This is a genomic window from Mesorhizobium sp. M7A.F.Ca.US.006.04.2.1, assembly GCF_004022915.1.
GTDB classification, from domain to species: domain Bacteria; phylum Pseudomonadota; class Alphaproteobacteria; order Rhizobiales; family Rhizobiaceae; genus Mesorhizobium; species Mesorhizobium ciceri.
This window is the reverse complement of record NZ_RZQA01000081.1, coordinates 1-12,063: the sequence shown is the minus strand read 5'-3', so window position 1 is coordinate 12,063 and position 12,063 is coordinate 1. Positions and strand designations below refer to the sequence as shown.

Sequence of the window (12,063 nt, the reverse complement as noted above, 5' to 3'; positions counted from 1 at the left end):
CGGCATGATGTGGGTCTGCGGCAACGACAACAAGGCGAGCTGGACGTCGGCAGCCGAACGCATCCGCGGCGAGGGCGCGCGCATCGAGACATTGTCGCCGCAGGCCTTTGCCGATGCCGCACCGGGCTTTGCCCTGGACAATGTCGCGCTGGCGCTGTGGGAACCCGAGTATGGCTATGCCGATGCCTTCGGCGCCACCAATGCTATTGCCCGTGCCGCCCGCGCCAGTGGTGCCAGGATCATGCAGAACACGTTGGTCGAGAGCCTCCAGCGGCAGGGCGACCGCATCACGGGTGTCATCTTGACCGATGGAACGATGCTGGAGGCCGATACCGTCGTCCTGGCCGCCGGGCCGTGGACGCGCCGGCTGCTGGCGACGGTCGGCCTCGATCTGCCGCTGCATGTCGAGCGCCATCCGATGGCCGTGCTCGACGCTGCCGGCAAGGCAAGGCAGGTCATGCCGTTCGCCTGGTGCGACGACATTTCCTGCAACTATGCGCGGCCAGACAATGACGGCGTCATCCTCGCCGGGACCTGGGCCGGCGGCGGCACCGGCCTGCGCCACGAACATGCAGGCCGTCCACGCTTCGTCGAAAATCCCGATGATTACATGGAAGGTGTCGAGGAGCAGGAATCGGTCGAGATCCTGGAGACCTTCGCCAGCCGCGTGCCGGCCATGGCCGAGCTTGGCATCCGGCCGGGCTGTGCCGGTCTCTACGACATGAGCCCCGACGATCTGCCGGTCATCGGCGCCATGCCTGATGTCGAAGGGCTGGTCGTTTCGGCGGGGTCTTCCGGCCACGGCTTCAAGACCGGGCCGGCAGTCGGCGAGGCGGTGGCCAGGCTGGTCACCGAAGGCGCGCAACCGATCCTGGCCCCGTTTTCACCCGATCGCTTCAGGGCCGCGTGATGGCGTCGGTGACGACGAGCGAGAGCAAGAGTTCCGGCTTCATGCCGGCCGCGTTCCGCAACGCCACGGCCGATGCCCTGTGCATGGTCGCGGTGCTGTTGCTGGTGGCGCTTGCCGCCTTCATCTTCGGCGGCGCCGCCATGCAGCGCGTCGTCACCTATGCTGCGATCATGCTGACGGCGGTGCTTGGCCTGCAGATCTTCTCCGGCAACAGCGGCATCGTCTCGTTCGGCCAGGCGGCCTTTGTCGGCCTCGGCGCCTACGCCACTGGTATTCTCACCATGCCCGCTGCATTGCAGCGAACGGCACTGCGCGACCTGCCGCAGTTCCTCGCCGGCCACCAACTCTCCTTCTTCGCGGCGCTGGCCGTTGTCCTGGTTTTGGCTGTCGTCATCGGCCTGTTGACCGGCACGCCACTGCTCAGGCTTTCCGGGTCGAGCGCCTCGATCGCCACGCTTGCCATGCTGATCATCGTCTACACGCTGCTGGTCGCCGGGCGCGAGATCACCCGTGGCAGCCAGCCTTTCTACGGCGTGCCGCGCGAGGTCGGGCTGTGGACGGCCGCGGCCATCGCTTCGGTGGCGCTGGTGGCAGCGAGGCTGTTTCGCGAAACGTCCTTCGGCCTAGCCACACGCGCTGCCGCCAATGACGAGCGCGGTGCCGCCGCCGTCGGCGTCGACCAGCGGACGGCGCGGCTGGCCGCCTGGGTGGCGGGTGTCGTCGCCGCCATGGCCGCCGGCGCCATGATGGCGCAATTCCTTGGCGCCTTTTCGCCGCGTGATTTCTACTTCGACCTCGGCTTCACCATGCTTGCCATGCTGATCGTCGGCGGCATGAGCTCTTCGCTCGGCGCCTTCGCCGGCGTCATCGTCACCATCGTCTTGATCGAGGTGGTGCGCCGCTTCGAAGGCGGCGGCGAGGTGCTCGGCCTGCATCTGCCCGTCCTGTTCGGCCTGACCCAGGGCGTGCTCGCCATCGCCATGATCCTGGTCATCTGGCGGCGCCCAACCGGTCTGTTCGGCGAGCGTGAATTGAACCTGCTGCGCCGGCCCGGACGTCAGGCGGTAACGGCTTCGGCCGCGCCGCCTCGGCATGTCGAAAGCGATCGGCTCAGCGCCGATCATCTGTCGCGTCGCTATGCCGGTGTCGTCGCCGTCGATGACGTCAGCCTGAATTTCCAAACCGACAGCATCACCGGCATCATCGGCCCCAATGGCGCTGGCAAGACGACGCTGCTCAACATGCTGGCCGGTGATGTCAAGCCAAGTGCCGGTACCGTGTCGGTGGGTGGCGCGGTGCGGCAGGCTTCTGCCTTCCGCTTCGCGCGCTCCGGCGTTGCCCGCACCTTCCAGAACATCCGCGTCTTCCCGCACATGACGGTGCTGGAAAACGTCGTCGTCGCCGCACGCCAGGTAGAGCCTGATCTCGTCCATGCCGAGGCGGCGGCAATGGGTGAACTTGCGCGCATGGGGCTGGAGAGATTTGCCGATCAGCCGGCCGCCAGGCTTGCCTATGGCCAGCGACGCCGGTTGGAAGTGGCACGTGCGCTGGCGTTGAAGCCGCGCTTCCTGCTGCTGGACGAGCCGGCCGCCGGCATGAACGCCGTCGAGACCGCCGAACTGGTTTCCATCCTCTCGACAGTCCGCACCGAGCGCCGCATCGGCGTCGTCCTGATCGAGCACGACATGAGGCTGGTGATGAACCTGTGCGAACGCATTGTCGTCATCGATCATGGCCGCGTCATCGCCGACGGTACGCCGGGCGACGTTCAGAAGAACCCCGCCGTGATCGCCGCCTATCTCGGCAGCCGCACGGCGCTCGCCAAGACCGCAACGCCTGAAAACCAGACCGCATAGACCGCAACGACCAACGACAAAAATCCAGAAGGAGAACCGACATGCCAAGCCTCTATCGCCTCCATCGCGCCGCCTTCTGCGCTGCCGTGTTCGGCATCGCCACCATTTCGACGGCCAGCGCCGAGGAGATCATCATCGGTGCCGCGACCGCGCAGACAGGCGGTCTTGCCCCTTACGACCAGCCGGCACTTGCCGGCCTGCGCATGTCGCTCGACGAACTCGACGCCAAGGGCGGGTTCGGCGGCAAATACACCGTCAAGCTGCTGATCAAGGACACCCGCTCCGACACCGCGCAGACCGCCACGGTCGCGCAGGAGCTGATCGATGCCGGCGCCAAGATCATGATCACGCCGTGCGATGCCGATCCCTCGATTTCCGCCGGCCAGCTGACCCAGCCTCTCGGCATTCCGACCCTGACGCTGTGCGGCTCCGCCCCGGTGCTCACCGGCGCGGTCGGCGATGTCATGTTCGGCACCTATCCCGCCGACAATGTACAGGCGACGGCGGTTGCCGACTTCGCCGTCTCCGAAGGCAAGAAGAAGGTGTTCCTGCTGACCTCGCCGGACTCCACCTACACCGCCAATCTGCCGGAATATTTCGGCAAGGTGTTCGAGAAGAAGGGCGGCACCATTGTCGGCCGCGGCACTTTCAGCATGGGCCAGCCCGACTTTTCCGCCGAGATCACCAACATCAAGGGCTTGGCCGATAAGCCCGACCTGATCATGACGGCGGCCTATGAGCCCGATTTCCCAGCCTTCATCCAGCAATTGCGCGGCGCCGGCGTCACCATCCCGGTCTATGGAGCCGATGCCATCGGTACGCCGACCATCAAGGCGCTCGGCAAATTGGTCGACGGCATCGTCTACACCGCGGCCGGCTATGCCGAGCCGGGCAGCAAGCTCGAAGCCTTCAACGCCGCCTTCACCAAATATGCCGGCCATGCGCCGGAATCGACCTATGAGGTCAATGGCTACGAGATCGGCCTGATCCTCGACCAGGCGGTCAAGACGGCCGGCTCCGACGACCCGAAGGCGATCCGCGACGCCATCGCCGGCCTCAAGGATTTCGAGGGCATCACCGGCAAGATCACCTATGCCGGCACCGACCGCATGCCGCTGCGGCCAGTGGCGCTGATGCGCTACGAGGGCGGCGAAGGCAAGCATGTCGAGACCCTGATCCCCGAAGCCGCCGACGTTCCGGCGCCGTGATGTCATGCTGAGCGTCGAAGCCCTGAAAATCCGGTACGGCGAGGTCGAGGCGGTGCGCCGCGTCGACCTCGCCGTCGACAGCGGCGAGATCATCGCCCTGGTCGGCGCCAACGGTGCCGGCAAGAGCTCGACGCTCGGCGCCGTCGCCGGGCTGGTGCCGGCGGCGTCCGGCAAGGTGGTCTTCGACGGTGTCGACATCACCGGCCTGGCGCCGGAGGCGATCGCCCGCAAGGGCGTCGCGCTGGTTCCGGAAGGCCGCCGCATCTTCGCCAGCCTGACGGTGGCCGACAATCTGCGTCTCGGCGGCGCGGTGCATCAGCCGGCGGCCGAGGCACGGCTGCGCGAAGAGGAGATGCTGGAGCTGTTCCCGATCCTGCGCCGCTACCACCGCGTCAAGGGCGGCAATCTGTCGGGCGGCGAACAGCAGATGCTGGCCATCGCCCGCGCGCTGATGGGCAAGCCGCGCATGATCCTCCTCGACGAGCCCTCGCTCGGCCTTGCCCCGCAACTGATCGACACCGTCTTCGACCTGATCGCCGAACTGCGCCGCAAGGGCCTGACCATCCTTCTGGTCGAACAGAATGTGGCGCTGGCGCTCGAAATCGCCGACCGCGCCGTCGTGCTCGCCAATGGCGAAGTGGTGCTGTCGGGCACGGCAAAAGAACTCGCCTCTTCGGACCTCGTCCGCCAGGCCTATCTGGGAGCTTAGAAGCATGATCGCGCAGCAGATCATCAATGCGGTGAGCCTCGGCGGCGTCTATGCGCTGCTGGCGCTCGGGCTGGCGATCGTCTTTTCCATCGTCGGCTTGATCAACTTCGCCCATGGCGAGCTGATGACGCTGTCGGGCTATGCGCTGCTCGCCTCGCTGGTGCTTGGCTTTCCGTTCCCCGTAGCCGTGCTTGTCGCCGTGTCCTGCGGCGCGCTCGCCGCTGTCGCCATGGAGCGCATCGCGTTCAGGCCGATGCGCGGCGCCAGCGTCACCAGTCTGTTGCTGACCAGCTTCGCTGTCTCCAGCCTGCTGAAGGTCGTCTTCCAGAACGGCATCTCGGCGCGGCCGCAGGCTGTCGCCATGCCTGGCTGGATGACCGGCGCTTTCTCCTTCGGCGATTTCACCATCGGCGTCGGTCCCAGCATCTCCATCGTCGTCTCCGCACTGGCGCTGATTGCGCTGGAAGTCTTCCTGCGCCGCTCGGTGACCGGGACGGCGATGCGTGCCGCAGCGGAGGATTTCGACGTCGTGCGCCTGATGGGCATTCCGGCCAGCCGCATCATCGCCACCGCCTTCCTGCTCTCCGGCCTGCTCGCCGGGCTGGCGGCCATGCTGTGGGTGGCGCAGCGTGCCTCGGTCGACCCGCTGATGGGTTTCACGCCGGTGCTGAAGGCGTTTATCGCCGCCGTCGTCGGCGGGCTCGGCAGCTTGCCCGGTGCTGTCGCCGGCGGCTTCCTGCTCGGCATCATCGAGGTGCTGCTGCAAGCGACATTGCCGGGAGCGATCGCGCCCTATCGCGACGCCATCGTGCTGTCGGGCGTCATCGCCGTGCTGCTGGTTCGTCCGCAAGGCCTGATCCCGGCAGTTCGCGCCCAGCGAAGCTGACCTGATGTATACCAAGCCCGAGTTCGTGCCACTGTCGCGCGACGAGGTGTTCGGCCTGATCGAGGCCGCGGCCTTTGCCACGGTGGTGACAGCGGGACCGCAGGGCCTTGTCGTCTCTCATCTTCCCTTCGTGCTCGATCGCGCGCGGGGTGAAAATGGAACGCTGATCTCGCATCTCGCCCGGGCCAATCCGCACAGCACCTTGATCAGCGAAGGCAGGGAGACGATCACTGTCTTCCACAGCCCGCATGGCTACATCTCGCCGTCCTGGTATCCGCGCAATCCGGTGCGCGACAGCGCGCCGACCTGGAACTTTGCCGTCGTGCATTGTCATGGGCATCCGGTGCCGCTCGACGATCACGGCACCGCCCGGCATCTCCTGCAGCTTGTCGATGTGCTGGAGAAGGATCGCGACGATCGCTGGCGCATGCGTGAGCTCGGACCAGGCGGCATGGAGCGGCGCATACCTGGTATCATAGGGTTTGACCTGCCGATCGGGCGGCTCGAAGCCAAGTTCAAGATGGGCCAGGATGAGCGCCTCTACGACACAGGCGGAGCCATCAGGGTGCTGGAGCAAAACGATCCGGCGCTGGCAACGATGATGAAGGCGCACAACGCGCATCGCCAGGACTGACCGCCTGCATGCGGCAAGGAAAAGAAAAATGATCCCCAATCTCAACATCGTGCCCTTCGTCAGCGTCGATCATATGATGAAGCTGGTGCTGAAGATCGGCGTCGAACGCTTCCTCGTCGAACTCGCCGGCTACATCGAGAATGATTTCCGCCGCTGGGAGCTGTTCGACAAGACGCCGCGCGTCGCCTCGCACAGCGCCGAGGGTGTCATCGAACTGATGCCGACCAGCGACGGCGAGGTCTACGGCTTCAAATATGTCAACGGCCATCCCAAGAACATGCGCGAGGGACGCCAGACCGTGACCGCCTTCGGCATGCTCGCCGACGTCCACAATGGCTACCCGGTATTGCTGTCCGAAATGACCATCCTGACGGCGCTGCGCACGGCGGCGATGTCGGCTCTGGCCGCGAAGTATCTGGCGCCGGCCGGCTCCAGCTGCATGGCGCTGATCGGCAACGGCGCCCAGGCCGAATTCCAGGCGGTGGCCTTCAAGGCGCTGCTCGGCGTCGACAGGCTGAGGCTTTACGATATCGACCGCACGGCCACCGAAAAATGCATCCGCAATCTCGCCGGTCTCGGCTTCGACATGGTCGCTTGCGGCACCGCGCAGGAGGCGGTCGAAGGGGCTGACATCATCACCACCGTCACCGCCGACAAGCAGTACGCCACTATCCTCACCGACAACATGGTCGGCTCCGGCGTGCACATCAACGCGGTCGGCGGCGACTGCCCCGGCAAGACCGAATTGCATCGCGATATCCTGCTGCGCTCAGACATCTTCGTCGAATACCCGCCGCAGACCCGTATCGAGGGCGAGATCCAGCAGCTTGCGCCGGATCATGAGGTGATCGAGTTGTGGCAGGTGATGTCAGGCGCCGTGCAAGGCCGGCGCGATTCCGGCCAGATCACGCTGTTCGATTCGGTCGGCTTCGCCATCGAGGATTTTTCGGCGTTGCGCTATGTCAGGGATCAACTGCGCTCGACCGGCCTCTACCAGGAACTCGACATGCTGGCCGACCCCGACGAACCGCGAGATCTGTTCGGCATGCTGTTGAGGGCGGCCCAGCAGGGTTGAGGCATAGAGTGTTCAGCCAGCCGAACCCCACATGGCATCCGGCACCACCACCAGCTTGCCGACGAAATCCTTGGCAATGAAATCCGCCTGCGCATGGTGGAAATCGGAGAGCTTGTAGACGCCACCGACCAGCGGCCGGATTTTCTTCGCCTCGATGTAACCAACGATACGACGGAAATCCGCGCGCGTGCCCTGGCTCGAACCATGCAACTGCAACTGCTTGAGATACATGGTCCTGAGATCGAGCTGCACGACCGGACCGGCAATCGCCCCGGCGGTGGTGTAGCGGCCTTCGGGCCTGAGAATACGCAAGAGATCGTTGAAGATCGCGCCGCCGACCAGGTCGGCCACCACGTCGATCGGTTGGCCGCCGGTCGCTTCAATCACGGCTTGCGGCAGGTCTGCGACGCCACGGGTGATGACCGCCTCGGCGCCGATGTCCAGCACCGCCTGTTCCTTGCCCTTGCCGACGACGGCATAGGGAATGGCGCCGCGCGCCCGTGCCAGTTGCACGATGCCGGAACCGACGCCGCCCGAGGCGCCGGTGACCAGCACGCGCTCGCCGGCCTTCAAGCCGGCGCGCTCCAGCATCTGTTCGCCGGTCAGGTAAGCGCAGCAGAAGGTGGCGAGTTCGACGTCGCTCATGTCGGTATCGACGACATGCGCATTCTCGGCCGGCACGGCCTGGTATTCGGCATAGCCGCCGTCGCGGCCGTGGCCCATATAGTCGATGTCGGCGAGCGAATCGTCGTCGCGATTGTAGATGGAGAAATCGACCATCACCCGTTCGCCGATACGCTCCGGCGACACACCTTCGCCGACGGCGGCGATGGTACCGACGGTGTCGGTGCCCTGGATGCGCGGGAAAACAAGCGTGTTGCCCTGGCGCCGCCATGTCGACACGGCAGCCGCATTCTCTTCCGTGCCATAGGCGCCCTGGCGCACCCAGACATCGGTGTTGTTCATGCCGCAAGCGCTGACCTTGACCAGCACTTCACCTGGCGCAGGCGCGGGCACTTTCACATCGCTGCGGTAGACGAGTTTTTCCGGCCCGCCGTGCCCGACAAGCAGCACGGCGGCCATGGTGGCGGGGAGGGTTCTGGTCATGGCATTCATAGTCGATCTCAGAGATTGGCAAACACGCTCTTGACCGCATCGGCGGTCTTCGACACGACGATGTCGGCTTCCTCGCGGGTCAGGCAGAGCGGCGGCGCGAAGCCAAGAATGTCGCCCTGCGGCATGGCGCGGCCGATGACGCCGCTTGCGGCAAGCGCTGTTGCCACCTGCGGTCCGATCTTCTGCGAAGCGTCGAAGAACACCCGGTCGTCCTTGTCGGCAACGAATTCCACCGCTGCCAGCATGCCGTCGCCGCGGACGTCACCGACATGCTTGTGGCCGCCGACCGCCTTGGCCAGCTCGGCGCGGAAATAGGCGCCCGTCTCCTTGGCATTTGTCACAAGATCCATCTCGTCGATCAGCTCGAGATTGGCCACACCGGCGGCAACGCAGATCGGATGTGCCGAATAGGTCCAGCCATGGCCGAGCGAACCGAGCTTGTCGGAGCCCTCAACCAGCACCTGCCACATCTTGTCGGCGACGATGACGCCCGACAGCGGCGCATAGGCCGAGGTCAGGCCCTTGGCGATGGTGATCAGGTCCGGCTTGATGCCGTAATGGTCGGAGCCGAACATGGTGCCCAGTCGGCCGAAGCCCGTCACCACTTCGTCGGCGACCAGCAGCACGTCGTACTTCTTAAGCACCGCCTGGATCTTTTCCCAATAGCCGGCCGGCGGCGGCACGATGCCGCCGGTGCCCAGGATCGGCTCGCCGATGAAGGCAGCGACGGTTTCCGGGCCCTCAGCCAGGATCATCTCCTCGAGCTTGTCGGCACAATGCTGCGAAAACTGCTCCTCGCTCATCGAGCGGTCGGCGCGGCGGAAGTAGTAGGGTGCCTCGGTGTGCAGGATCGGCGCGCGCGGCAGGTCGAAGGCGTTGTGGAACAGGTCGAGCCCGGTCAGCGATCCCGTCATCACGCCCGAGCCGTGATAGCCGCGCCAGCGCGAAATGATCTTCTTCTTCTCCGGCCGGCCGAGCACGTTGTTGTAGTACCAGATCAGCTTGATGTTGGTTTCGTTGGCATCCGAACCGGAGAGGCCGAAATAGACCCGCGACATGCCCTGCGGCGCGCGATCGATGATCATCTTGGCCAGCGTGATCGAGGCCTCGGTACCGTGGCCGACATAGGCGTGGTAATAGGCGAGGTTCTTCGCCTGGGCGGCGATGGCGTCAGCGATCTTCTGGCGGCCGTAGCCGACATTGACGCAATAGAGCCCGGCGAAGGCATCGAGGCTCTTCCTGCCATTGTTGTCCCACACGGTGACGCCTTCACCGCCGGCCATGATGCGTGTCGGGCTTTCGCCCCGCGCATGCGTGCCCATATGGGTCGAGGGATGGAAGAAGTGGTCGCGATCCCAGGCGGCGAGTTCGTTGGACTGGTCGAGCATTTTTTAACTCCTTGAGGGATGGCAGGACGAACCTAGGCGACGTCCAGACAGAGATACTTCAGATCGGTGAAGGCTTCGAGCCCGTGGCGCGAGCCTTCGCGCCCGATGCCCGATTGCTTGACGCCGCCGAACGGGATCGGCGCGCCGGTGATCTTGACGCGGTTGATGGCGACCATGCCGTAGTCGAGCGCGCGGCCCATGCGCTGCTGCCGGCCACCATTCTCGGTCACGACATAGGCGACGAGGCCATACTCGGTGGCGTTGGCGCGGGCGATCACGTCATCCTCGCTGTCGAACGGCGTCACGGCGGCAACCGGGCCAAACGTCTCCTCGCGCATGATCAGCGCTTCGTCACTGACATCGGCCAGCAGCGTCGGCTGGTAGAACAGCGGGCCGGCCTGGTGCCGCTTGCCGCCGGTGAGGCAGCGCGCGCCGTGAGCGATGGCATCGGCGACCTGTTCCTCCACCTTCTTGATGGCGCGCTCATGCATCAGCGGCCCGATGTTAATCTTCTCGGCTAGGCCATTGCCGGTCCGCAGCGTCTCGATGCGCTTGGCGAAGGCGGCGCAGAACCGATCGTAGATCGGACGCTGGACGTAGATGCGGTTGGCGGCGAGGCAGTCCTGGCCCGACGTGGCGAATTTAGCGTCGATGGCGATATCAACCGCTTTGTCCAGATCTGCATCGGCAAAGACGATCAGCGGGGCATGACCGCCAAGCTCCATCACCAGCCGCTTCATGGTCGGCGCGCTCTGGGCGGCGATCAGCCGGCCGATCTCGGTCGAGCCGGTGAAGCTCATGGCACGCACGCGCGGATCTTCGCACATCCGGCCGACGATCGCCGAAGCCTTGCCGGTGACGATGTTGAAGACGCCCACGGGCAGGCCGGCGCGTTCGCCGAGTTCGGCCAGCGCCAGCGCCGACAGCGGCGTTTCCGAGGACGGATGCGCGACGATGGTGCAGCCGGCGGCAAGGGCGGCGGCCGCCTTACGGGTCAGCATGGCCGACGGAAAATTCCACGGCGTGACGACGCCGACGACGCCGAGCGGCTCGCGCCGCACCATCATCTCGGCGTTCGGCAGATGGCTGGTGACGCTCTCGGCGTTCACGCGTTTTGCTTCCTCGGCATACCATTCGACGAAGGAGGCGGCGTAGTCGATCTCGCCCAGCGATTCCTGCAGAGGCTTGCCCTGTTCAAGCGTCATCAGCAGAGCCAGATCATCCTTGGCGCCGACGATCAGCTCGAACCATTTTCGTAAAATTTTCGAGCGCTCCTGCGGCAACAGCGCCCGCCAGGCCGGGAAGGCACGCGCCGCGGCATCGATCGCCTTTGTCGTCTGCCGGCCATCGAGCGCGGCGACGAAAGCGACGGTCGTGCCGGTGGCCGGATCGGTGACCTCGAAGCTTTCGGCAGCCTCGCTTGCGGTCCAGTGGCCATCGACATAGGCCAGTTCGCGCAGCAGCCGGCGGTCGGCGAGGCCGTCGAGCGCTTCATGGCGATGCGAGCGGGCGAAATGCGCGGACATGGTCAAAGCCTCCCGGTTCGGACTGATGCGGGAAGACTATCCGCCCGATGCAGATAGAGAGGCTGTTTGGAAGTCCTGGCGTAGAGAGACTCTCTCTATCGGGTTGCCCGGCGAGAGAATCTCTCCGCTCCTATGACGACGCCGGCAAAAGCTCTGCGAGGGGCAGCGCCACCTCGTCCTTCACGGTCTTGATGACGATGTAGGTGAAGTAACGATCGATGCCGATCTCGCGGTCCAGCAAGCCATCGACCAGCCGCTGATAGGCGTCGATGTCGCGCGCCATTACCTTCAACAGATAGTCGACGCCGCCGCCGACAGACCAGCAGGCGACGATCTCGGGAACATCGCGTATAACGCGCTCGAAGCGGTCGAAATCGGCCTGGCGGTGGTTTGCCAGCGTCACCTCCATCAGCACGGTGGCAACGGGTGCCACGACGCGCATGGCGATCCTGGCGTGATAGCCCGAGACGATGCCGGCCTTTTCCAGCTTGCGCAACCGCATCCAGCACGGCGTCGGAGACAGGCCGACCTGCTCGGCCAGCGCCAGCTTGGTGATGCGTCCGTCGCGCTGGATGGCGTCGAGGATTTTCAGGTCGATCGGGTCGAGTTTTGCTGATGTCATCAGGGCTCACTTTTTCGTCCGAGTACCATGACGGCGCATTATTTCGATTGTCAATTGCACTGATTTCGATCTCTAATAAGTCATGACATTGTGGCAACCCGATCCCGCGCTTATCCGGCGGCCGGCCTATCAG

The 12,063-nt window shown here is 65.1% G+C and carries 11 protein-coding genes; 7 read left to right on the top strand and 4 right to left on the bottom strand.

Going from position 1 to position 12,063, the window contains the following annotated elements:
- The 7 genes from EN925_RS06950 to EN925_RS06920 form a co-directional block, all read left to right on the top strand.
- The coding region (locus tag EN925_RS06950) for an FAD-binding oxidoreductase (protein WP_164894150.1) at window positions 1–910 on the top strand (910 nt) is incomplete at its 5' end.
- Window positions 910–2,766, top strand: coding sequence for a branched-chain amino acid ABC transporter ATP-binding protein/permease (locus EN925_RS06945; RefSeq protein ID WP_127369932.1), 1,857 nt, complete (start codon window positions 910–912; stop codon window positions 2,764–2,766). The genes EN925_RS06950 and EN925_RS06945, both read left to right, overlap by 1 nt.
- A 41-nt stretch (window positions 2,767–2,807) precedes the next feature.
- Window positions 2,808–3,974: an ABC transporter substrate-binding protein gene (locus EN925_RS06940; protein ID WP_127369931.1), complete on the top strand. Its 1,167-nt coding sequence runs from the start codon at window positions 2,808–2,810 to the stop codon at window positions 3,972–3,974.
- Between the two features lie 4 nt (window positions 3,975–3,978).
- Window positions 3,979–4,683: an ABC transporter ATP-binding protein gene (locus tag EN925_RS06935; RefSeq protein WP_127388222.1), complete on the top strand. Its 705-nt coding sequence runs from the start codon at window positions 3,979–3,981 to the stop codon at window positions 4,681–4,683.
- 4 nt (window positions 4,684–4,687) lie between these two features.
- Window positions 4,688–5,569, top strand: a complete 882-nt coding sequence (locus EN925_RS06930) for a branched-chain amino acid ABC transporter permease (RefSeq protein WP_027035600.1) — start codon at window positions 4,688–4,690, stop codon at window positions 5,567–5,569.
- A gap of 4 nt (window positions 5,570–5,573) precedes the next feature.
- Window positions 5,574–6,203 carry an FMN-binding negative transcriptional regulator gene (locus EN925_RS06925; protein ID WP_127369880.1) on the top strand — a complete coding sequence of 210 codons (630 nt, stop codon included), beginning with the start codon at window positions 5,574–5,576 and terminating at the stop codon, window positions 6,201–6,203.
- Window positions 6,204–6,231: 28 nt separating this feature from the next.
- Window positions 6,232–7,278, top strand: coding sequence for an ornithine cyclodeaminase (locus EN925_RS06920; RefSeq protein WP_127369881.1), 1,047 nt, complete (start codon window positions 6,232–6,234; stop codon window positions 7,276–7,278).
- A 12-nt stretch (window positions 7,279–7,290) separates the two neighbouring features.
- On the opposite strand, the gene EN925_RS06915 is transcribed toward EN925_RS06920, so the two are convergent.
- The 4 genes from EN925_RS06915 to EN925_RS06900 form a co-directional block, all read right to left on the bottom strand.
- Entirely contained in the window at window positions 7,291–8,394 is a 1,104-nt protein-coding gene (locus EN925_RS06915) for an alcohol dehydrogenase family protein (protein WP_127388223.1), read from the bottom strand.
- A gap of 8 nt (window positions 8,395–8,402) precedes the next feature.
- Window positions 8,403–9,782, bottom strand: a complete 1,380-nt coding sequence (locus tag EN925_RS06910) for an aspartate aminotransferase family protein (RefSeq protein ID WP_127370294.1) — start codon at window positions 9,780–9,782, stop codon at window positions 8,403–8,405.
- 32 nt (window positions 9,783–9,814) lie between these two features.
- On the bottom strand, window positions 9,815–11,308 hold the full coding sequence (locus EN925_RS06905) for an NAD-dependent succinate-semialdehyde dehydrogenase (RefSeq protein WP_127385001.1): 1,494 nt from the start codon (window positions 11,306–11,308) through the stop codon (window positions 9,815–9,817).
- 130 nt (window positions 11,309–11,438) lie between these two features.
- On the bottom strand, window positions 11,439–11,930 hold the full coding sequence (locus EN925_RS06900; protein ID WP_127367341.1) for an Lrp/AsnC family transcriptional regulator: 492 nt from the start codon (window positions 11,928–11,930) through the stop codon (window positions 11,439–11,441).
- Between the last annotated feature and the right edge of the window lie 133 nt (window positions 11,931–12,063).